The organism is Telluria sp. LT2P34 (assembly GCF_059685915.1).
Window position 1 is genome coordinate 376,441 of sequence record NZ_JCASIN010000004.1, and the last position, 20,172, is coordinate 396,612.

Annotated in this window: 21 protein-coding genes and 1 rRNA gene; 9 read left to right on the forward strand and 13 right to left on the reverse strand. The window is 64.0% G+C overall.

Annotation, left to right across the window (positions count from 1 at the left end; genetic code table 11):
- Positions 1-3: 3 nt before the first annotated feature.
- The 3 genes from AC56KZ_RS14235 (at position 4) to AC56KZ_RS14245 (ending at position 2,626) form a co-directional block, all read left to right on the forward strand.
- Positions 4-1,530: an Ig-like domain-containing protein gene (locus AC56KZ_RS14235; protein WP_497162828.1), complete on the forward strand. Its 1,527-nt coding sequence runs from the start codon at positions 4-6 to the stop codon at positions 1,528-1,530.
- Positions 1,531-1,592: 62 nt separating this feature from the next.
- Complete coding sequence (locus tag AC56KZ_RS14240) at positions 1,593-2,171, forward strand: DUF1439 domain-containing protein (RefSeq protein ID WP_497162829.1); 579 nt, start codon at positions 1,593-1,595, stop codon at positions 2,169-2,171.
- A gap of 242 nt (positions 2,172-2,413) precedes the next feature.
- A complete protein-coding gene (locus AC56KZ_RS14245) occupies positions 2,414-2,626 on the forward strand; it encodes a hypothetical protein (RefSeq protein WP_497162830.1) in 213 nt (70 codons plus the stop codon).
- Positions 2,627-2,645: 19 nt separating this feature from the next.
- On the opposite strand, the gene AC56KZ_RS14250 is transcribed toward AC56KZ_RS14245, so the two are convergent.
- Both AC56KZ_RS14250 and AC56KZ_RS14255 read right to left on the reverse strand, forming a co-directional pair.
- Entirely contained in the window at positions 2,646-3,230 is a 585-nt protein-coding gene (locus AC56KZ_RS14250) for an Hpt domain-containing protein (protein WP_497162831.1), read from the reverse strand.
- Positions 3,227-4,243 (reverse strand): CAP domain-containing protein, encoded by a 1,017-nt coding sequence (locus tag AC56KZ_RS14255; RefSeq protein WP_497162832.1) that lies wholly within the window; start codon positions 4,241-4,243, stop codon positions 3,227-3,229. The genes AC56KZ_RS14250 and AC56KZ_RS14255 overlap by 4 nt, the downstream gene beginning before the upstream one ends.
- Before the next feature lie 140 nt (positions 4,244-4,383).
- On the opposite strand from AC56KZ_RS14255, the gene pssA reads away from it, so the two are divergent.
- Complete coding sequence (gene pssA / locus AC56KZ_RS14260) at positions 4,384-5,181, forward strand: CDP-diacylglycerol--serine O-phosphatidyltransferase (RefSeq protein WP_497162833.1); 798 nt, start codon at positions 4,384-4,386, stop codon at positions 5,179-5,181.
- On the opposite strand, the gene AC56KZ_RS14265 is transcribed toward pssA, so the two are convergent.
- The 11 genes from AC56KZ_RS14265 to AC56KZ_RS14315 all read right to left on the reverse strand — a co-directional run bounded on the left by AC56KZ_RS14265 (position 5,178) and on the right by AC56KZ_RS14315 (position 15,148).
- Positions 5,178-5,486 carry a metal-sensitive transcriptional regulator gene (locus AC56KZ_RS14265; protein WP_497162834.1) on the reverse strand — a complete coding sequence of 103 codons (309 nt, stop codon included), beginning with the start codon at positions 5,484-5,486 and terminating at the stop codon, positions 5,178-5,180. The genes pssA and AC56KZ_RS14265 overlap by 4 nt on opposite strands.
- A gap of 7 nt (positions 5,487-5,493) precedes the next feature.
- Complete coding sequence (locus AC56KZ_RS14270) at positions 5,494-6,414, reverse strand: aldo/keto reductase (RefSeq protein WP_497162835.1); 921 nt, start codon at positions 6,412-6,414, stop codon at positions 5,494-5,496.
- Positions 6,415-6,530: 116 nt separating this feature from the next.
- The gene (locus AC56KZ_RS14275; protein WP_497162836.1) at positions 6,531-7,676 is read right to left on the reverse strand and encodes a D-alanyl-D-alanine carboxypeptidase family protein; all 1,146 of its coding nucleotides are present in this window, start codon (positions 7,674-7,676) and stop codon (positions 6,531-6,533) included.
- A 110-nt stretch (positions 7,677-7,786) separates the two neighbouring features.
- Positions 7,787-8,422, reverse strand: a complete 636-nt coding sequence (locus tag AC56KZ_RS14280; protein WP_497162837.1) for an alpha/beta hydrolase — start codon at positions 8,420-8,422, stop codon at positions 7,787-7,789.
- 28 nt (positions 8,423-8,450) lie between these two features.
- Positions 8,451-8,780 (reverse strand): (2Fe-2S) ferredoxin domain-containing protein, encoded by a 330-nt coding sequence (locus AC56KZ_RS14285; protein WP_497162838.1) that lies wholly within the window; start codon positions 8,778-8,780, stop codon positions 8,451-8,453.
- A 41-nt stretch (positions 8,781-8,821) separates the two neighbouring features.
- On the reverse strand, positions 8,822-9,958 hold the full coding sequence (locus tag AC56KZ_RS14290; RefSeq protein WP_497162856.1) for a VanZ family protein: 1,137 nt from the start codon (positions 9,956-9,958) through the stop codon (positions 8,822-8,824).
- 32 nt (positions 9,959-9,990) lie between these two features.
- The gene (locus AC56KZ_RS14295) at positions 9,991-10,611 is read right to left on the reverse strand and encodes an ABC-type transport auxiliary lipoprotein family protein (protein ID WP_497162839.1); all 621 of its coding nucleotides are present in this window, start codon (positions 10,609-10,611) and stop codon (positions 9,991-9,993) included.
- A 14-nt stretch (positions 10,612-10,625) separates the two neighbouring features.
- Positions 10,626-11,573, reverse strand: a complete 948-nt coding sequence (locus AC56KZ_RS14300) for an MlaD family protein (protein WP_497162840.1) — start codon at positions 11,571-11,573, stop codon at positions 10,626-10,628.
- A gap of 1 nt (position 11,574) precedes the next feature.
- Positions 11,575-12,456: an ABC transporter ATP-binding protein gene (locus tag AC56KZ_RS14305; RefSeq protein WP_497162841.1), complete on the reverse strand. Its 882-nt coding sequence runs from the start codon at positions 12,454-12,456 to the stop codon at positions 11,575-11,577.
- A complete protein-coding gene (locus tag AC56KZ_RS14310; protein WP_497162842.1) occupies positions 12,453-13,589 on the reverse strand; it encodes an MlaE family ABC transporter permease in 1,137 nt (378 codons plus the stop codon). Before AC56KZ_RS14310 ends, AC56KZ_RS14305 begins: the two co-directional genes overlap by 4 nt.
- Before the next feature lie 53 nt (positions 13,590-13,642).
- Positions 13,643-15,148, reverse strand: a complete 1,506-nt coding sequence (locus tag AC56KZ_RS14315) for a B12-binding domain-containing radical SAM protein (protein ID WP_497162843.1) — start codon at positions 15,146-15,148, stop codon at positions 13,643-13,645.
- A gap of 168 nt (positions 15,149-15,316) precedes the next feature.
- Here AC56KZ_RS14315 and rrf point away from each other — a divergent pair.
- The 5 genes from rrf to AC56KZ_RS14340 all read left to right on the forward strand — a co-directional run bounded on the left by rrf (position 15,317) and on the right by AC56KZ_RS14340 (position 19,826).
- Positions 15,317-15,429 (forward strand): 5S ribosomal RNA (gene rrf / locus AC56KZ_RS14320).
- A 190-nt stretch (positions 15,430-15,619) separates the two neighbouring features.
- Positions 15,620-15,937 carry a YbjQ family protein gene (locus AC56KZ_RS14325; RefSeq protein WP_497162844.1) on the forward strand — a complete coding sequence of 106 codons (318 nt, stop codon included), beginning with the start codon at positions 15,620-15,622 and terminating at the stop codon, positions 15,935-15,937.
- Position 15,938: 1 nt separating this feature from the next.
- Positions 15,939-16,433 carry a YbjQ family protein gene (locus AC56KZ_RS14330; RefSeq protein WP_497162845.1) on the forward strand — a complete coding sequence of 165 codons (495 nt, stop codon included), beginning with the start codon at positions 15,939-15,941 and terminating at the stop codon, positions 16,431-16,433.
- Positions 16,434-16,467: 34 nt separating this feature from the next.
- The gene (locus AC56KZ_RS14335) at positions 16,468-17,235 is read left to right on the forward strand and encodes a M48 family metallopeptidase (RefSeq protein WP_497162846.1); all 768 of its coding nucleotides are present in this window, start codon (positions 16,468-16,470) and stop codon (positions 17,233-17,235) included.
- A 143-nt stretch (positions 17,236-17,378) separates the two neighbouring features.
- Positions 17,379-19,826 (forward strand): penicillin acylase family protein, encoded by a 2,448-nt coding sequence (locus tag AC56KZ_RS14340; protein ID WP_497162847.1) that lies wholly within the window; start codon positions 17,379-17,381, stop codon positions 19,824-19,826.
- Positions 19,827-20,172 lie beyond the last annotated feature (346 nt).

Consider the following 20,172-nt stretch of genomic DNA (forward strand, 5'->3'; position numbering starts at 1 on the left):
ACGATGCCCACGATTCGCCGTTTGTCGATTTCCTCGTCCGCAGTACGCTCCGCCATCTCTGCCGGCGTGCTGCTGTGCTCCGCCGTCGCCAGCGTTTCCTCGGCCGCTACCCTGACGGTCGGTAACGGCAAGGCCTTCGCCACGCCCTGCAAGGCGTTCGCCGCCGCTGCCGCCGGTGACCTCATCGAAATCGATGCCGCCACTGCCTATGTGGGCGACGTCTGCGGCATTTATGCCCATAACCTCGTGATCCGCGGCGTGAATGGCCGTCCGAAGATCGATGCGGGCGGCGCCAATGCCATGGGCAAAGGAACCTGGGTGGTGATCGGTAATGGCATCACGATCGAGAACGTCGAAATGTTCGGCGCGCGCGTGGCCGACCGGAATGGCGCGGCACTGCGCCTGGAAGGCACCGGCTTCACGCTGCGCTCGAGCTTCTTGCACAATAACGAGAACGGCATCCTCTCTGGGGTGAATACCGCGTCGGACATTCTGATCGAGCGTTCCGAATTCGGTTTCAATGGCCATGGCGACGGTTATTCGCACAATATCTATATCGGTAATGCGCGCAGCCTGACTTTTCGCTACAACTACTCGCATGACGCGAACATCGGTCACAACCTGAAGTCACGCGCGCAGACCAATACGATTGCCTACAACCGCTTCTCCAGCACGCCGGCCGGGCAGGCGAATACGACTGCCAGCGGACAGCCGAGCTATGAAGTCGATTTGCCCAACGCCGGCAATGCTATCGTGATCGGCAACATCATCCAGCAACCCGCTGTTAACCAGAATCCGGCGATGCTGGCGTATGGCGAAGAGGGGGCGACCAATCCTGGCCAGAACCTGTATGTCGTGAACAATACCTTCCTCAACGACGACGGTTCCCGCGGCACCTTCGTGATGGTCGGCAGCGGCGTCACGACCCCTGTCCTCATCCAGAACAACCTGGTCGCCGGTGTGGGGGCTCTGAGTACGCAGGCTGCGGCCATCGACAGGAGCAATTACCGCTCGCTGGCGCCGGCCTTTGTCGACCGCGCCAATTACGATCTGCGTCCGGCTGCTGGTTCACCGATGGTCGACGCCGGCACCAATCCCGGATCGTCGATCACCGGGGTGTCGCTGGTCCCGCTGGCCCATTACAAACATCGCGCCTTGAGCGATGCCCGGCCAGTCAGCGGCGCGCTCGACATCGGCTCCTATGAGGCGGGCACTGCCATCAGCCAGCCCGCTCCGGCGCCTGCGCCGACCCTCGATGTCACCGCGCCGACGGTCCAGATCACCAGTCCGGTGGGTGGACGCATCAGCGGCACGGTCACGATCATGGTGCAATCGGCGGACAACAGCGGTGCGGCCGGGATCATCAACCAGCTGTATATCGATGGCGTCCTGGCCGCCAGTAACAATGGCGCCAGCCTGTCGTTCAAATGGAACACCCAGAAAGTCGCCAAGGGCACGCACACGATCAAGGCAGTCGCCAGGGATGCTGCCGGCAACGTGTCGAGCACGTCGGTGGTGGTGACGAAGTAAGAAGGAACCCATCCGCCTGCACCGACATGCTAGGCTCTTCGTAAGCAAACAGAGGAGTAATCATGCTCGAGAAAAACATGCAGGCGCGGCGCAAGCTGCTGGTCGCCCTGGCGGCCATTTCCGGCGCCGCCTTGCTGGCATCCTGCGCCAGCATCCTCGGTCCGCGCGAGGTGGACCTGCCGCTGTACAAGCTGCAAGCCGGGCTTGACCGCCGCTTTCCGCTGGACCACCGCTTGTTGCAGCTGTTCGACGTGCGCCTGTCGCGTCCGCAGTTGAATGTACTGCCTGGCGACCGGGTGTCGCTGACGGTGGACGCGAGCGTCGCGCAATCTTTCCTGCGCAACCCGCTTGCCGGCACGCTGGCTTTCTCGGGCCGCCTCAGCATCGACCAGGCGCGCAGCGGCGTGTATCTCACCGAGCCGCGCATCGAACGCTTTGCCGTCAGCGGCATCGACCCGTCGGTGCAGCGCCAGCTGGAGCGCGCCGCCAACGGCCTGCTCGACCGGGCCCTGCTCGACATTCCCGTCTACAGCTTCCGCATGGAAGAGCTGCGCTATGCCGGCGTGCAGTACGTGCCGACCCGGATCGCAACTACCGCAGATGGCTTGCGCGTGTCACTGGAACCCGCGCCAGTGCGCTGAATGAGGCAGCTTCGACACGCTCATCGCTGCTGTCAGGCGAGGTGTTGCATGCTTGCCGCAGCGTGAAAAGGTCGGCAACAACGACGTTGCGGCAGCGCCGGGTTGAGTGCACACTGGGGCATCAGGAACGGCTGTGGCAGCGCTGCCGGACATCGGGCTTCTGATTGAGTTGCCTCATGTCTTGAGACGTTCCGCACAGTAATATTGCTTTACGGATTGATGTGCTGTGGTTGGAGGCGACCTTGGAAACGATACAAAACAGTGTGATGAGCGACAGTTCTGGCTCCGAGCCAATGGCTTCAGCCGGGACCGTTGTGCAAACGCGGCCCTCTCGGCTCAGCCTGCCGCCAAAGGGCTCGTGCTGGTATTGCGAAAAGCCGGTGGACAGCGTGCGCCGCTTCTGCGGCAAGGATTGTACGGATGCTTTCGACGAAGAAGCCGAATTTACCAAGTAAGCAAGCTTAGCTGCTTGTCTTATTCCCCGGCCGTCCCGGGCCGGTCCAGCAGTTCCAGTGCGCGTTCATAATCGAAGCCCAGCACCGCCGCGCGCAAGACGTCATATTCCCGCTCCCCGAGTTCCGCCGCCAGTTCGGCGCGCGCCGCCGCGACCAGGTCGACCGCGGCGCCATCGCCGATGTCGAGCAGCGCGCGCAGCCTGGTCCGCGAATCCGGGCCGGCCGCCACCGCCACGTCCTCAAGCGCAGGCGCCATGCCATCGAGTGCATGCAGTAGCCCGGATAGGGCCTGATCGACCCTCGGGAACAGGGGCTCGACGGCGTCTTCGCCGCCGCGCAGGGCCTGCTCGAGCGCCAGCGTGGCCGCGGACAGGGCGCCCGCCTCGATCATCCCGGCCGCACCCTTGAGCGTATGCGCCAGGCGCTGCGCGCGCGCCATGTCGCCGCTGGCGAGCGCGGCGCGCAGGTCGGCGCCGGCATGGCGGTAATCAAGGCGAAAGCGCGCCAGCGCGCGCAGGTAGATTGCCCGGTTGCCCATCAGGCGCTCGACGCCGGCTTCGACATCGATGACCGACACGGCGCCGGACGGGCCGCGGCCTGTCACAGGGTCGTGAACGACCAGCTGCGCGTCACCGGCACGCCGCCGGCGGTGCCGGCGAAGCTGACTTCATACACCGTGTTTGGAGCCAGGCGCGCGAGCGGCACGATCGCCGCCGAGGAGAGCCCGGTGTGGGTGTCGTTCGCATGGGTCAGCAGCCGTACCTGCATGTCGGCGCCGCCACGCGGACGCACGGTAAAGCTGGTCACGATGATGGCGGCGTCGATGTTGGCGTGCACGCTGATTGGATAGCCGACTTCGTTCTGGTTGGGCACCGGGTCGGGCTGCTCGGTGTCGCTGAAGAAGTTGCGCGGCACGGCGGTCTGGCCGCCGAATGGCCACACCGCGACTTGGCCGCGCGCCAGGCCCGTCCCATAGCCGTCGTTGGCGGTGAAATTGGCGGTGAAGTAGTTATAGCCCGCACTCGTCGTCGCCGCGCCGGTGCCGATGTCCTTGAATACCGGTTCGAAGATCACGAAGCGGTGATAGATCGCCGTGATCAATTCCTCGGCCATGTAGTGACCCGAGCCGTTGTTGGTGGCGGAAATCACTTCGCCGAAGGCACGGCTGTTGCGGGTATTGAAGATATAACCCGCCGTCTGCAGCCGGTCGGCCAGGGTGGCGCCGGTAAATCCCTGGCGGCCGGGCGTCTGGTCATGCGTGATGGTGTTGTTGATGCGCTGGTATTCGGAGTGGCCCTGGGCCGCATTGTCGATCAGGGCATTGCGCGCCAGCGTCGACATGCCGACTTGAGTACGACGGAAATTGATCCACTCGCGTCCATCAAAGGCGATGTTGCCGGTCAGGACAGGTGAGCCGGGCGCGGCTGGCGTGGGCATGACCGGTGTCGGCAGCGGCGCGGGAATGACCGGCTGCGCCGGCGGGGGGATATTCCCGGACGGGGGCGGCGTCGGCGTGCTCGTTTCATCGCCACCGCCACCACCACCACCGCAACCCGCCAGCGCCAGGGCAGTCACGCATCCCGCCAGTATCATCCTCACGCGCAGCAAGTCGCTCATTTCCGGTACTCCTGATTCTTAAATAAAGCCAAAGTGGCACATTCTAGGACAAAACCCGCCCGCATGACGTCGAGCAGCGTGCGCGATCCCGGCCGCGCGCCCTGTAGAATAGGATCAACCTCTATTTGACCGGATACGCATTGAACCGATCTCCACAGTCCGCACGCCTTGCGCGCGCCAAATTTGCCCTGCCGAGTTTCGTGACGCTGCTGTCGATCGCCTGCGGCTTCGGCAGCATCGTCATCACGGTCGACAACGCGCAAGTGGGCGCACCCGGCGACTTCCGGCTTGCCGCCATCCTGCTGGTGCTGGCCGGCGTGTTCGACGCGCTCGACGGTTTCGTCGCCCGCGCCACCAACACCCAGTCCGAGTTCGGCATGCAGCTCGATTCGATTGCCGATGTCATGAACTTCGGCTGCGCGCCCGGCCTGCTGCTGTATTGCTACGGCTTCGCCCAACTCGGCGCCGCGCACCCAACCATCGTGCGCATGGGCGGCCTGGCCTGCTTCATCTTCGTCACCTGCGGCGCACTGCGCCTGGCGCGCTTCAACGTCTCGGTCGGGCGTACCGATCCACGCTATTTCGTCGGCATGCCGATTACCGCCGGCGCCGCCTGCGTCGCTGCCGTGGTGGTGGCCTGGCCCGATCCGATCCGCAGTATTCCCGGCGCCTTTGCCATCATGGCGCTGATGGTGGCGGTAGGTACCCTGATGGTCTCGACGGTGAGATTTCCTAGCAGCAAGCAAAAGCTGACCAAAGGCATCTTAATCGTGATTGGTGCTGCTGTCCTGCTCCTGATCATGTTGCAGGCACGCTTTTTCGTGTTGTTCTTCCTGCTGTACATCGGCGCAACACTGCTGCTGAACCTGGCATGGCTGAACGGCTGGCGCGGCGTGGCGCCGCCTTTGGTGTATTCCGACGACGAAGAAAAGCTTTAAGCGAACTTGTCGAGCAGCGCGGCCAGCCGGGTAGCCACGGCGCGCGCGCCTTCCAGGTCTGCGGCGCCTTCGCTATGGGTAACGACCGTGGCCGTCAGCAGTTGCACGAACGAGCGGTCGAGCGCCTTGCGCGCCGCCGCCATTTGCTGGGCGACCGCTTCGCAGTCCGCCGGCTCGGCCGCCAGCGCGATCAGTTTCTGCACCCCGCGCAACTGGCCCTCGATGCGCGCCAGGCGGTTCATCAAATCCTTCTTCTGCAGCGCCGTCAGCGCACTTCCCTCGACGATCTTGACCGGCTCCGCCATGGTGTCCTCAGGCGACGCCGTGGCCGCGCGCCGCGCGCAGGATGGCGAACCAGTCACTGCGCTCGAGCGTGAAGCCGGTGGCGGCTACCGCCGCGGCGACCGAGGCGATCTTGCCGCTGCCGGTGATCGGCAATGGCCGGCTCGGGAGCGCCATGATCCAGGCAAACACGACGCTGGCAAACGGTTGCCCGATGCGTTCGGCAACGGCTTCGATGCAGGCGCGCAGCTGCACGGTGTGGGCATCATCGCCGGTAAACAGGCGCCCGCCGCCGAGCGGCGACCAGACCATCGGCGCGATGCCGAGGTCTTGCAGGCCGTCGAAGGTTTCGTCGAACATCGGCGCCGTGCACAGAGGAGAAAATTCGACCTGGTTGGTGGCCAGCGGCACCCGCCGATTCAGGGACTCGAACTGGTGGCGCGTGAAATTCGACACGCCGACATGGCGCACCTTGCCTTCGCGCTGGAGACGGGTGAAGGCTTCGGCGACCTCGTCGAAATCCATCAGCGGATCCGGACGATGGATCAGCAGCAGGTCGAGGTGGCCGGTCTGCAGCGCGCGCAGCGAGTTGTCGACGGACGCGAGGATGTGGGTGGCGCTGGTGTCGTAGTGCTGGATCGTGTGGCCGGGGCGCTGCGGCGACACCAGCTTGATGCCGCACTTGCTGACCAGTTCGATGCGCGCGCGCAGCGAAGGCTGGGCGCGCAGCGCCTCGCCGAACAGGGCCTCGACGCCGTAGTTGCCGTAGATGTCGGCATGGTCGAAACTCGTCACGCCCAGCGCGATGCATTCCTCGATAAACGCCACGCGCGCCTGCACCGGCATGTTCCATTCGCCGAGCCGCCACATGCCGGCAACCACGCGCGACAGTTCGAGGCCATCCTTGCGGGTGGCGATGCGGGGGCAGGACAGGGCGGCGGGCTGGATCATCGGTGGGAGTTTCGTGCGGTTGGAGACTGTGCATTATAGCGGCGCACCTTGGTTAAACAAAAAATGCCCGCCGGGCGGACCGGGCGGGCATTGTCTACGACAGCGACAGCAAAAACTTACTTGATCATCAAGCGCATCGAATCCCAGGCGCGCCCGAAAATGCTGGCTTCCTGCACTTCTTCCAGGGCGACGACCGGCAGCACCAGCAGCGGCTTGTTGTCGACCATCATGCGCAGCGTGCCGACGCGGCCGTTGCGGGCGAGCGGGGCCACCAGCGGGTCCTTGCGCTCGAGCACAGGTTTCAGCTTGCCGGCGACGCCTTTCGGCACCGTCACCAGGATGTCGTTGGTAAAGCCGATCTTGACGTTCGGCTGTGAGCCTTTCCACACTTCCGGCGTGGCGATCGGCTGGCCCTTCGAGTACAGCTTGACGGTGTCGAAGTTCTGGAAGCCCCAGTTCAGGAGCTTCTGGCTTTCCTGGGTACGCACGCCATCGGAGCTGGCGCCGGACAACACCGAAATCAGGCGGCGCTGGCCGCTGGCGCCGTTCGGGCGGCGTGCCGAGGCGATCATGCTGTAGCCGGACGATTCGGTGTGGCCGGTCTTCATGCCGTCCACGGTCGGATCGAGCCAGAGCAGGCGGTTGCGGTTCTGCTGGGTGATCTTGTTATAGGTGAACTGCTTGACCGAATCGATCTTGTAAAACTCGGGGAAGTCGCGGATCACGTTTTGCGCCAGGCGCGCCAGGTCGTTCGCAGTCGAGAAATTGTCCGGGCTCGGCAGGCCGTGCGGATTGGCGAAGCGGGTATTTTTCAGGCCCATGCGCTGGGCTTCGCGGTTCATCAGCACGACAAACGTGCCTTCGTCGCCGGCGACGGCTTCGGCCAGGGCGACGGCGGCGTCGTTACCCGACTGCACCATCAGGCCGTGCAGCAGGTCGTCCACGCTGACCGGGGTGGCCGGGTCGATGAACATCTTCGAGCTGCTCGAATCGACCTTCCAGGCACGTGGCGAGACGTTGACCAGCGTGTTCAGGGCCAGTTTCTTGTCGCGGATGGCCTGGAAGGTCACGTAGGCGGTCATGATTTTCGAGAGCGATGCCGGCTCGATGCGCAGGTTCGGGTCCTGGGCGGCGATGACCTGGCCGCTGGTGGCGTCGAGCAGCAGCCACGACTTGGCGGCAATCTGGGGGGCCGGCACGGTTTGCGCGCTCGCTGACATCATCAGCAAGCTGGCGGCGACGGCCGCAATCAGTTTTTTCATGGGAGCAAAGTGTTGAGTCAATAGGGTGGTGCGGACGCCGGGACCTTGCAGAGAGCATTGCTCACCGGCATGAATTGAAAGAAGTGGCTAATTATAGGCCAGCACTGCTCTCAATTGTCACGCCGCCACATCTGCACGACAAGATTTTTGATCGGATTGAGGCGCTTGTGGAAGAAATGGTCCGCGCCCGGAATCACGATCACCGGGATGTCCTGCGGCCGCGCCCAGTCGAACACCATCTGCAGGGTGATCGTATCGTCAAGCTCGCCATGGATCAGGATCGTGTCCTCGGGCACGTGCGGCATCGGCCACTTGCCGGCCGCACAACCGACCAGCACCATGCGCTCGATGGCCTGCGGCTGGCCCTTATTGACCAGGCGCGCATGCAACTGGGCCTGGACAAAGGTACCGAAGGAAAAGCCCGACAGCGCTACCGGCAGGCCCGGATACTGTTCCTGCATGTGGGCCATCATGAAGGCCATGTCGTCGACTTCGCCGTGGCCGCGGTCATGCACGCCCTCGGACTGGCCGACGCCGCGGAAATTGAAGCGCGCCGTTGCATAGCCGAGCGTAACGAAAGTGCGCGCCAGCGTCTGCGTCACCTTGTTTTCCATCGTGCCGCCGTACAGCGGGTGCGGGTGGGCGACCAGGGCGATGCCGCGCGGGGCCGCTTCCGGCAGGTCGAGCATGCATTCCATCTTGCCCGCAGGGCCGTCGAGGATAAAACGTTTTGAAAACTTGTTCATGTAGTTCAGCGAATTGGAGAGACAGGGATCAGATTTTCAGCCGTTCGACGATCTGGCCGCCGAGGATATGCGTGTCGATGATGTCGTCGATGTCGCTCGTATCGACATAGGTGTACCAGGTGCCTTGCGGGTAGACGACCAGGACCGGGCCTTCTTCGCAGCGCTCCATGCAGCCGGCCTCGTTGATGCGTACCTTGCCGGGCGCGCTCAGATCGAGCGCCTTGATGCGCTTTTTCGCATGCTTCTTGGCTGCTTCGGCGCCCGCCTTGCCGCAGCTTTCGCGGCATTGGAAGCCCTCGCGCACGTTCATGCAGAAGAACACGTGGTGTTCATAGAAAGGTTTGTTCTCGTCGGTCATGTCAGTCCTATCTGGAGAAGCGTCTGGCGCCAGCCGCAATCTTAACTGCGATTGAGTTTGTGTGAGGGCAGCAGCAGGAACCACAGCGCGAAGAATGGCCACATCAGCGACAGGAACTGGGCCGCGCCATTGAAGTTCAGGAATTTTCCCTGGACCCAACCCTGCAGCGTCAGCGTGAAATACGGATTCGCGGGAATCGTGTTGACCACGATCAGCGACAGGATCAGGGTCACCACCGCCAGCCGGCGCTGCGCCAGTTGCGGCGCGAACGCCAGGCCCGCCAGCATGATGAGCCCGATCAGGAAGCCGCCTTCTGCGCCGGGCGTGATCCAGACGAAGGCGTTATCGGGCCGGAACAGGAGCGAACTGGCCAGGGCCTTCATGAACAGCGCGGCGCCGACCATCACCAGCACCAGCGTAAAGCGCGGCGCGTTCCTGCGCGTCAGGCAGAGCAGGGTCAGCGCGGCCCCGGTCATCCCGCAAGCGGTGATGATGGTTTCCGACAGCCAGTACTGTTCGACGCCCATGGCCGGTCCCGGGCGCAGCATGGCGACCAGGTCGATGTCTTCGTCGAACAGTTTCGACAGCCAGCCTGAGACGATCGGCAGCACCTGGCCATGCCCGAACAGGAAGCTTTGCGGGTAGATCTGGGCCAGCGGCCACATCGCCAGCAGCACCAGTCCCTGGCTGGCATGCGGCGCGAACCAGCGCTGGCGCAGCCGGTTCAGGCGGCCTTCGAGGAGCAGGCCGCGCGCCAGCAGCGGGCCGAGGCAGGCGCCGATGAACGCACCCGCCGAATTGGTCAGCAGGTCGAGGTTCGAGGGAACGCGGCTGGGCAGGAAGTTCTGCACCGCTTCCATCGTGCCCGAGACCAGGAAGCCGATGATCGCCGCCAGCAGCGCCGCCCGCACGCCGCGCACCAGCGGATACAGCGCCAGCACCAGCAGCACGCCGAGCGGCACGTAGCCGACGATATTCACCACTACGTCGAAGCCGGTCCAGTAGCGCTGCTTGATCAGGTTCATGAACGACAGCAGCGGCAGGCCGTTGCTGCGCCAGCCGGTAAAGGGGAACCAGCTGGCGTAGACGATCAGGAGCAGGTAGGCCAGCAGCGCCGCGCGCGAGATGGGCGAGCCGCGCCGGCGCCGCTCCTGGCTCGGTACCGGCGTATCGTTCATCTCCTTGTCGTCCATCTCCTGCTCAAGTGCGGTCATCGCTTGCGGGTATCGATACCGGCCAGCCAGGCAGTGATGTCGGCGGTCGCGGCGTCGGTGCTGGCGGCCAGCGCACGCGCGCCGCCAGGCGCGTCCGCGCTGGTCGCGCTAGTGGCGCGGCTGAAGGTTTTCTGGTCGAGCAGAGAGTGACTGTTGAAGACCGAGGCGCGCAGCACGACCACGCCTTCGCTCTGGGCGGCGCTGGCGAAGCTGTGCGAGAAGTCGTCGATCTCGATCCGCAGCACCGGCACGTTCGTGTTCGAGTCGGTTGCGGAGAGTACCTTGATGCCGGACTGGGCCAGGCGCGATTTCACGCGCTGGGTCACCAGCAGCAGCGGATTGGCGGCCCAGCGGGCATAGGCATAGGTACGCGCCTGCAGCGGATCGTCGTAGTTCAGGCGGTAGACCATGCGCTCGTTTTCGAAAGCGGGCGAGCCGGTGGCGTCCATCACGACGATGGCGGCAAGCGCGGGACGCGGCGCCTGCGCGGCCGCGGCCACGGGTGCGCCGAGGGGGCCGAAATCGAAGGCCGTATTTTCGGGCGCCTTGCCGGTGGAAGAACAGCCGGCGACGGCGAGGACAAGGGCGGCGGCGCCGAGGATGCGGGGCATGGTCATGGTCAGGTCAGTCCTCATTTGGTCGGGGCGACGAAGCCCGGTTCGCCGGGGCCGGGTTGCGTGTTGGGGCCGCCGAACAGGATGCTTTGCGGGCGGTCGCCGATGGCGTCGGAAGTGCGCCGCACCGAGCGCAGGGCAGTGCGCGCTTCGTCGGTCATGCGCACCAGGTGCGGCAGGGTTTCCGCTTCCAGGTCGCTGGTGACGCCCTGGAGCGAACCGATGGCCTCGTTCAGGCGGTTGATCGGGCCGTCCGGCGCCTGCAGGCCGGTCGCCAGGCGGTCGTAATTGCGCACGGTGGTGGTGGCGCTGCTGGCAAAGGTGTCGAAGGAGGTCAAGCTCTGGTCGACCTTGTTCGCCAGCGCCGGCAGCCGGTCGATCGTCGGGCCGAGCTGCTCGGGGATCTTGCCGTAGGCCTCGGCCGCCTTGCTGATGTTATCAAAAGCGCCGATCATCTTTGCCTGGTTTTCGTCGCTCATCAGGTTGTTGATGCGCGTGGTGATCTGCTCGGTGCGGTCGAGGATGGCGACGCCGCGTTTTTCGAGCTGGTCGAGCAGGCCCGGGCGCAGCGGAATGCGGCCGACCTGCTGCGGCTCGGTTTTCAGCAGCGGCGAGCCGGTGCGGTCGTCGTCGAGCTGGATGAAGGCGATACCGGTCACGCCCTGGTAGCCGAGCGAAGCGAAGGTGGTGGTCGTGATTGGCGAGCCTTCTTCGATCGACAGGCTGATCAGGATCTGGCCGGTGACCTTCGGGTCGAAGATGATCTCTTCGACGCGGCCCACTTCCAGGCCGCGGTAGCGCACGGTGGCCTGCGGGTTCAGGCCCGGAATCGACTGGGTGGTGACGATTTCATAGGGCGAGCGCTCGGTCTTGTCGCGGTTCAGCCAGAGGCCGGCCAGCACGGTGGCAACCAGCAAGGCAATCGTGAAGACGCCTGTCATCAGGGCATAAGATCGGTTTTCCATGTTATTCCTTTGGTTCCTCGCGAACAGCTTCCTCAGAGGCCTCATCTCGTTCATCGAGCACTTCGAGTGCCCGCTGACCGCGTCCGCCGAGGAAGAATTGTTTGATGAACGGATGGTTCACCCGCAGCACGTCGCGCGACGGACCGACCGCCAGCACGTGTTTGTCGGCCAGGACCGCGATGCGCGACGACAGCGCAAACAGCGTATCGAGGTCGTGGGTGACCATCACCACGGTCAGTTTCAGTTCCCGGTGCAGGGCCTGGATCAGCGTGACGAACGCATCCGATGCGTCGGGGTCGAGGCCCGCGGTCGGCTCGTCCAGGAACAGCAAACGCGGTTCCAGCGCCAGCGCGCGCGCCAGGGCCGCGCGCTTGATCATGCCGCCCGACAGGTCCGACGGCATCTTGTTCGCGTGTTCCGCGCCCAGCCCGACCATATCCATTTTCAGCAGCACGGCGTCGCGGATCACGTCCTCGGGCAGCGCGCGCAGTTCGCGCATCGGCTGGGCGACATTGTCGAACACGGTCAGCGCCGAATACAGCGCGCCCTGCTGGAACAGCATGCCCCAGTGGTTGCGCATGCGCTGCAGCTGCTCGGGGCCGGCCTCGCTGATGTCCTCGCCAAACACGCGGACGCAGCCGCGCGAAGGCCTTTCCAGGCCCAGCATCTGCCGCAGCAGCACGGTCTTGCCGGTGCCGGAGCCGCCGACGATCGACAGGATCTCGCCCGCGTAGATTTCCAGGTTCAGGTCCTGGTGAATTACCGTCTTGCCGAATTTGGTCCACAGGTTGCGGATTTCAACCACCGGCGGGCCGACGTCTTCTTCCGGCCTGGCGTTGAGCTGCTGGGGTGCGCGCTCGCTGGAGCGTTGATTCTCCGTCATTGGAAACCCACCCCGCTGAAGACGATCGCGAACACGGCGTCGGCCAGGATCACGACGGTGATCGAGGTCACCACCGAGGTGGTGGTACCGCGTCCCAGGCTTTCGGTATTCGGCTTGATGCGCAGGCCGAAGTGGCAGGACACCAGTGCGATCAGGACGCCGAAGGTCATGCCTTTCAAGAGGCCGATCGTGTAGTTCGCCAGCGGTACCGCATCCGGCAGCTTTTGCAGGAAGTAGCGGAAGGACATGCCGAGCTCGATCTTGGCCGAGGAGGCGCCGCCGATCAGGGCCATGGCGTCGGTCCAGACCACCAGCAGCGGCATCGCGATCGCCAGCGCGATCACCTTCGGCATGATCAGCCGGTAGCCGTGCGAAATCCCCATCACCAGCATGGCGTCGAGTTCCTCGTTGACCCGCATCACGCCCAGCTGCGCGGTAATCGACGAGCCCGAGCGGCCTGCGACCAGGATCGCCGCCAACAGCGGACCCAGTTCGCGGATGACGGCCATGCCGAGGATGTCGACCAGGTAGATGTCGCCGCCGAACTGGCGCAGCTGCTGGGCCGACAGGAAGGAGAGCACCACGCCGATCAGGAAGCCGACCAGCGCCGTGATGCCCAGCGCCTGGAAACCGGAGTGATAGATGTTGGCCGAGATCTCGCGCCAGGGGCCGGTGTTCGGGCGGCGGATGAAGCGGCCCAGGTCCTGGATCAGGCGCCCGATCAGTTCGACGAAGCCGTGCAGGTGCTCGAAAAAGCTGAGCAAGCCGCGTCCGAGGACGATGATCCAGTTCAGCGGGCTGACGCGATGGCGCTTCAGGTTATGGCGGCTGGCCTTCTCGATACGGGCAAATAATTCTTCCTGGAGCGGGTCGAGCTGCAGCCTGGGCGGGCGCTTCTTGCCCCAGGCGTTCCACAACAGCTGGGCGCCGATGTGGTCGATGCTGGCCACGCCGGTCAGGTCCCATTCCAGCTGCGACTTGTTCTTCAGCCCCGCCAGCAGGCGATTGATGCCCTTGAGCTGGCCTTTCTGGCTGAGCGCGTGCACCTGCCAGACGCCGCTTGCCATGACAGATTGCGCCCCGCCGCCGGCGGAAGGGTGAATCGTCAATGTTGGCGTATTTTCAATCTGCATTGTTGCAGTGTAAAAGGAATCGGCCGACTCTGCCATGGGCAGTCCTAGCGTGCTCAGGCCGCAAGGTGACGAAGTTGACGGGAAGGCGCGGCCACAGCCGCCGTCGCCGAGGGCTTTTCCTTGTCCTTTATCCTGCCCTGGTCCATGCCGCCTGCATAGTCGCTCGCCACCAGCGCAGCCGCCCGCTCGCGCTCCATGCCGGTGACCTGCAGCCACTCGACGACGAGTTTCGCCAGCTTCTCGAGGGCGATGCGGTGCGTAGCATCGGTCCTGGTATAGATCCAGTTCGAGAAGGCCATGAAGTTTTCGAACGGGCGCACGCCCAGGAGCTCGGGCAGGGTATGGGCGAAGCGCCCCGAGTTGGCCACCAGGTCCCAGTAGCGGGCGAAACGCACCAGGCGCTGCATCGACGCGAAGTCGATCAGGCTCGTTGCCAGCACGGTGTAGGGCGGAGCCGGGTCGTAGACCATCGCGTACGGCTCGGTATGGCGGATGATGGGCGTGCCGCGCAGGCGCTTCAGGATGCCGAACTGGATCTCGTGCGCGCCCAGGCCCACCAACTGGTCGAAGCCGCGCGCAAAACTGGCGATGTCCTCGCCGGGCAGGCCGGCGATCAGGTCGACGTGCAGGTGGGCCTGCGAGTGCTGGCACAGCCAGCGGATGTTGTCGGCAGCCTTGGCGTTATCCTGCCTGCGGCTGACCAGCGCCTGCACTTCGGGATTGAAACTCTGGATGCCGATCTCGAACTGCAGCGCGCCCGGCGGGAAGCGGGCGATGGTGTCCTTCAGCGCGTCCGGCAGGTGGTCGGGCACGAGTTCGAAGTGGGCGTAGACCGGATCGTCCGGGTTGGCCTCCAGCTTATCCAGGAAAAACTGCATGATCCGCTGGCTGGTCTTCACATTCAGGTTGAAGGTGCGGTCGACGAACTTGAACAGGCGCGCACCGCGAGCGTGCAGGCTTTCCAGCTGGGCCAGAAAAGCGTCGAGCGGGAAGGGCCAGGCGGTCTTATCCAGCGACGACAGGCAGAATTCGCATTTGAAGGGGCAGCCGCGCGAGGCTTCCACGTACAGGGTGCGGTGGGCGATGTCTTCATCGCTATAGTAAGAATAGGGCAGGGTGATCTCGGCCATCGGAGGCTGGACCCCGGCGTGCGTCTTCATCAGCGGCTTCGGTCCGTCGAGGATGGCGGCGCACAGCTGCGGGAAGCTCACGTCGCCCCAGCCGGTGACGACGTAGTCGGCCAGTTTCGCGATCGGCTGTTCGTTGGTCTCGTACGATACTTCGGGGCCGCCCAGCACGACGATGACTTCGGGCGCGACCCGCTTGAGCATGGCGACGAGTTTGGTCGTTTCCTCGACATTCCATATATACACACCGAAGCCGACGATGCGCGGGCTGTGCAGCAGCAGGCGCTCGACCAGGTCGGCGGTCTTGGCGCCGATGACAAATTCCTGGATGCGCGTCTCGGGCGCCAGCGGCCCCATGTTCGCCAGCAGGTAGCGCAGCCCCAGCGAAGCGTGGGTATAGCGGGCGTTGAGGGTGGACAGCAGGATGGTCATGGAGGCGTGTCAGAGTACTGAGCGGATCGGCAAAGGAAGCATTTTACGCGCTGGCCGCTGCTGGCGCTGCAATCAGTGCTGGCGCCGTGGGAACTTGCCTGTTAGAATGCGGCCTTGGAATTCAGGGATCTGTTGCCCAGTTGTGGAACAGCCTCCCAGCAAGTTATGCCTGATGACCATAGCAAGTCGGTCCCACCCCTTCCCATCCCGAACAGGACCGTGAAACGACTTTGCGCCGATGATAGTGCTGCAACCAGTGTGAAAGTAGGTTATCGTCAGGCTAGTTATATGTAGTAGAGAAAAACCCCCACCAGCCTATGCGCGCTCAAGATCGCGCATAGTGCGGGTCGGGGGTTTTTTTTCGCCTGTCGTTCTGGTCCTTGATTATGCTTTCCAAATTGCAATTAGCAAAGAAACATGCTTAGAATGCATGCGTTCAGCCGCTACTTCGGCAATCACAGGAAAGCCATCATGTTCATGACTAATATCGAAACCGTTCCGGGCATGACGATCACGGCCAGCCATGGCGTCGTTTCGGGCAGTACCGTGCGCGCCAAGCATGTCGGCCGCGACATCATGGCTGGCCTGAAGAACATCGTCGGCGGTGAGCTGCGCGGCTACACCGAACTGCTGGAAGAGTCGCGCACGGAGGCGATCGAGCGCATGCAGGCCCAGGCGCAGCAGATGGGCGCGAACGCCATTGTCAACGTGCGCTTCTCGACCTCGTCGGTCGCGGCCGGCGCCGCCGAAATTTATGTCTACGGCACTGCGGTGACCGTGCACAGCTGAGATGGACACCTATTTTCTCCTGCTGGTCTGGGGCGTGCCGATCGTCCTCGGCTTTGTCTTTGGCCAGATCGCCGAGAAGCACCACTACCGGTCGATCCACGCGCGCGAACAGGCCTGGTTGCACTTGCCGACGACGGCGGGGCGCTTTCCTGTCACGGAGGGCGAAGTCAGGCGCTGCGAGCTCGTCACCGGCGCAACGGTCGTTGCGGCGGATTATTTCAAGCGCGCCGCAGCCGCACTGCGTACCGTCATCGGCGGTCCGGTCAAGTCACACGAAAGCTTGCTCGACCGTGCCAAGCGGGAGGCCGTGCTGCGGCTGAAGGAAAACTGCCGCGGCGCGCACGAGATCGTCAACCTGCGCCTGGAAACCTCGCCGCTGTCGGATACGTCCAGCGGCAACATCAGCGCAGTGGAAGTGCTCGCCTATGGCACGGCGCTGTATTTCACCCATCTGCCAGAAGATGCGCTACACGCCCTCGCTGCCGGAACGAAATAACAACATCGCTCAGGAGCATCCTCTCAAGGATTTCATGCTGATTCTGGGTGCGCTGGCGACGCTGGCGATGCTCGGGTTTTTGCTGCTGGGCCTGCTCGTCGATGCCGTCGTCGACCGGATGGAGCCGGGCGCCGAAGCGACGCTGACGCGGATTATCTCGGCCAACATGCCGGCCTATGAGGGACAGTCTCAGGGCAACATTCAGCGTCAGGCGCAGCTGCAAGCGCTGGTCGACAGTCTGCGCCCCTGTATCGCCCTGGTGGGGCCGGCGCAGGTCCGCCTCAGCAATTCAGACACGCCGAACGCGGTGGTGGTGCCGGGCGGGACCATCTATGTGTTTTCCGGGCTGCTCGATCACGTCAAGTCGGAAAACGGACTGGCCTTCGTGCTTGCGCACGAGCTGGCACACCTTGCCCACCGCGACCACCTGCGTGCGCTGGGCAGGGGCATCGTGCTGTACGGCCTGGCGGCCCTGGTCACGGGCGACAATTCGGCACTGGCCGGCGTACTGGCGCCGGCCCAGCAGATCGGCGAGAGCAGCTATTCGCGTGCGCGCGAGTCGGCGGCGGACGCGCTGGCGCTGCGGGTGCTCGATTGCCGCTACGGGCATGTCGGCGGCGCGACCGAATTTTTCAGCGCGCTGCGCGAGAAGCAAGGGAGCGGCATCCCCGGCTCCCATTATTTCGCCTCGCACCCCGCCATGGATGCGCGTATCGCTGCGTTGCGCGCCGCCATGGCCGCGGCCGGCATGAAGACCAGGCCCGTGCGGCCCATGGCTGTTGCAGCTCTTGTTGCGAAATAAAGCGGGCACGGGTGTAAGGTGGAACAACCCATCAACCTCGCTAGGTTGAAATAAATGCTGATAGGCAGTGACACTGTGTCTCTGCGTCAATAATTCATTCGTTTTTCATCTCGCAAGCGGCCTGGCCGCAGAAAGCGTTAAACATGAAACGTCAGCCTGGCGCCCCACAGCGCCGCCTATCCCCATCTCTTTCGTTGTCAGCGGGTATCGCCGCTAGCTGCCTGGTCGTCCTGGCCGGCTGCAGCAGCGATTCGGACGACCCAGTCACCCCGGCCGCGCCACCCCCGCCGATCGCTACCGCGTCCCGGATCAATGTCGACGTCGCCCGCACCACCTACGGTGTGCCCCACGTGCGCGCCAACGATTTCCGCAGCCTCGGCTATGGACTGGCCTATGCCTACGCCCAGGACAACCTGTGCATGTTCGCCGACACCGTACTGACCGTACGCGGCGAGCGCTCGCAATTCTTTGGCGGCGAGGCCAAGGCGCCGGCGCGTACAGGCGATGAATACGGCGCCGCCAGCGGTTTCATGGACCTCAAGAACGAAGACAGCGATTTCTTCTTCAAGGGCTATCTCGACATCAGCCAGTTACGCGCCAACTACGCCGCCGGCGGCGCCGAGCCGCGCGAGCTGGTCGAAGGCTATGTCGAAGGCTACAACCGCTATGTGACCAACTTTGTCGGACAGTATCCGGCCGCCTGCAACGGCGCCAAGTGGGTGCGCACGATCACGGTCGACGACATGTACTTGATCATGGCCGAAAAAGCCCTGCATGCATCGGGGCAGGTGTTCTCGAAAGACTTCGTGGCCGCCGGCCGGGCGCCCGGCGTCGCCAGCGTTCTCGCAGCGCGCGGTGGCAAGGCAAAACTCGACCCGTCATCCCTGCTGGCCCAGCTGGATAAATTCAATCGCCAGGGCATCGGCAGCAATGCGCTGGCGGTCGGCAAGGATCTGTCGGCCAACGGCCGTGGCCTGCTGTTCGGCAATCCGCACTATCCATGGACCTCGTCCGACCGCTTTTACCAGGCCCACCTGACCGTGCCCGGCCGCTACGATGCGATGGGCGTCATCATCGGCGGCATTCCGGCGATCGTCATCGGCTTTAACAAGGACATCGCCTGGAGCCATACGGTCACCACCGCGGTCCACTTCACGACCTTCCGCCTGGCGCTCGATCCGGGCGATGCCAGCGGCACTATCTACCTGTACGACGGCAAGCCGGTCAAGATGAGCTCGAAAACGGTGGCGGTCGACGTACTGCAGCCGGACGGCACGCTGGCACGGCGCAGCAAGACCTTCTGGTTCAGCCAGCAGGGCGCCGTGATCGTCAGGCCGGAAGCGGGCATGACCTGGACCGCGACCAATGCCTATGTGCTGGCCGACCCGAACCGCCACAACACCCGCATGCTCGAGCAATGGCTCGGCATCGGCAAGGCCGCCAGCGTGCAAGGCATCAAGGCCTCGCTCGACGCCGTGATCGGCCTGCCCTGGGTCAACACGGTAGCGGCCGACCGCGCCGGCAATGCGCTGTTCGCCGACGCCAGCGTGGTGCCGCACATGGAAACGACCAAGTTTGCCAACGGCTGCCTGCTGCTGCAGGCGGCCTTGATGTTCGATGGCTCGCGCAGCAGTTGCGCCTGGGGCCAGGACGCGAACGCTCCGGCGGGCATTTTCTCGCCTGCCAATGCGCCGTCGATGCTGCGTACCGACTACGTCGCCAACTCGAACGACAGCTACTGGCTGACCAACCCGGCAGCCTTGTTGACGGGGGCGCCGCCGCTCGGCTTCTCGCCACTGTATGGCCGCGTCGGCGTCGAGCAGCACTTGCGCACGCGGATCGGCTTCAAGCAGATCGAGGAACTGGTCGCCCAGGGCAAGAAGATGGGACTGCAGGAACTGCAAACCCTGGCCTATGCGAACCGCGTCCATGCCGCCGAACTCGTTCTGCCGGAACTGCTGCCTGCCTGTTCGGCCGGCAGCGACCAGGTACTGCTGCAGGCCTGCGCGGCGCTCGGCGCCTGGGACCGCAAGGTCAACGTCGACAGCCGCGGCGCAGTGCTGTTCCGCGAGTTCTGGGTGGCAGCCGCCGCCATTCCGAACAAGTGGGCGGTACCGTTCAATCCGGCTGACCCGGTGAACACGCCGCATGGCGTGGCGCAGGCCGCGCTGCCGGCGATGTTGACCGCCTTGAAGAATGCGGCGCTCAAGCTGCAGTCGTTCGGCATTCCGCTCGACGGCGCCCTCGGCGACTACCAGACCGAGACCCGCAACGGCAAGCGCTACGCACTGCACGGCGGCATCGGCAACATCGATGGCTCCTACAACTCGCTGACCATGCGCGGCGGTCTTACCGCCACCGGCTACAACGGTGTGCACTGGGGACAGAGCTACATCCAGACCGTCGGCTTCGACGAGACCGGTCCGCTCGCGCAGGCAGTGCTTACCTATGGCCAGTCGACCAACCCGCGCTCCCCGTACTACACCGACCAGCTGGGTTCCTTCTCACGCAAGGAGTGGCCGATCCTGCCCTTCACCCAGGAGAAGATCAAGGCCGACCCCAACTACATGAACCTGACGCTGACCGAGTAAGCCGCAGCGCAGGCGAACCCTGGCGCAAAAAGACACTTGCCTACCCGCGCCGGGGTTCGCTATAATTCGGCTCCCGCTGCAGTGAGCACTGCGAAAGACCAACTGAACCAAAATGTTGGTGTGTCGTAAGTGCAATATGCGCAGTGAGATGCAACAAAAAAGAGGTTGACGAGTATCGCGAAACACTGCATAATCTCATCTCTCTGCTGCTGACGAACAAAACGATTCGCAGAACACAGCAAGGCAGTACCGAATACAGTTCTTTAAAAATTAACAGTCGATAAGTGTGGGCGTTTGATGAAGGTGCCAGGGACTTCGGTCCTTGATTACTTAAATTATCAAATGT

Excerpts from the sequence above, each read along its gene's own strand:
- AC56KZ_RS14310 (WP_497162842.1), bottom strand. The coding sequence starts at position 13,589 with ATGCAGATTGAAAATACGCCAACATTGACGATTCACCCTTCCGCCGGC.
- AC56KZ_RS14290 (WP_497162856.1), bottom strand. The coding sequence starts at position 9,958 with ATGAACGATACGCCGGTACCGAGCCAGGAGCGGCGCCGGCGCGGCTCG.
- AC56KZ_RS14255 (WP_497162832.1), bottom strand. The coding sequence starts at position 4,243 with ATGAGCGACTTGCTGCGCGTGAGGATGATACTGGCGGGATGCGTGACT.
- AC56KZ_RS14335 (WP_497162846.1), top strand. The coding sequence starts at position 16,468 with ATGCTGATTCTGGGTGCGCTGGCGACGCTGGCGATGCTCGGGTTTTTG.
- AC56KZ_RS14280 (WP_497162837.1), bottom strand. The coding sequence starts at position 8,422 with ATGAACAAGTTTTCAAAACGTTTTATCCTCGACGGCCCTGCGGGCAAG.
- AC56KZ_RS14300 (WP_497162840.1), bottom strand. The coding sequence starts at position 11,573 with ATGGAAAACCGATCTTATGCCCTGATGACAGGCGTCTTCACGATTGCC.
- AC56KZ_RS14330 (WP_497162845.1), top strand. The coding sequence starts at position 15,939 with ATGGACACCTATTTTCTCCTGCTGGTCTGGGGCGTGCCGATCGTCCTC.
- AC56KZ_RS14325 (WP_497162844.1), top strand. The coding sequence starts at position 15,620 with ATGTTCATGACTAATATCGAAACCGTTCCGGGCATGACGATCACGGCC.
- AC56KZ_RS14340 (WP_497162847.1), top strand. The coding sequence starts at position 17,379 with ATGAAACGTCAGCCTGGCGCCCCACAGCGCCGCCTATCCCCATCTCTT.
- AC56KZ_RS14240 (WP_497162829.1), top strand. The coding sequence starts at position 1,593 with ATGCTCGAGAAAAACATGCAGGCGCGGCGCAAGCTGCTGGTCGCCCTG.
- AC56KZ_RS14315 (WP_497162843.1), bottom strand. The coding sequence starts at position 15,148 with ATGACCATCCTGCTGTCCACCCTCAACGCCCGCTATACCCACGCTTCG.
- AC56KZ_RS14285 (WP_497162838.1), bottom strand. The coding sequence starts at position 8,780 with ATGACCGACGAGAACAAACCTTTCTATGAACACCACGTGTTCTTCTGC.
- AC56KZ_RS14275 (WP_497162836.1), bottom strand. The coding sequence starts at position 7,676 with ATGAAAAAACTGATTGCGGCCGTCGCCGCCAGCTTGCTGATGATGTCA.
- AC56KZ_RS14235 (WP_497162828.1), top strand. The coding sequence starts at position 4 with ATGCCCACGATTCGCCGTTTGTCGATTTCCTCGTCCGCAGTACGCTCC.
- AC56KZ_RS14295 (WP_497162839.1), bottom strand. The coding sequence starts at position 10,611 with ATGACCATGCCCCGCATCCTCGGCGCCGCCGCCCTTGTCCTCGCCGTC.
- AC56KZ_RS14270 (WP_497162835.1), bottom strand. The coding sequence starts at position 6,414 with ATGATCCAGCCCGCCGCCCTGTCCTGCCCCCGCATCGCCACCCGCAAG.
- AC56KZ_RS14265 (WP_497162834.1), bottom strand. The coding sequence starts at position 5,486 with ATGGCGGAGCCGGTCAAGATCGTCGAGGGAAGTGCGCTGACGGCGCTG.
- AC56KZ_RS14305 (WP_497162841.1), bottom strand. The coding sequence starts at position 12,456 with ATGACGGAGAATCAACGCTCCAGCGAGCGCGCACCCCAGCAGCTCAAC.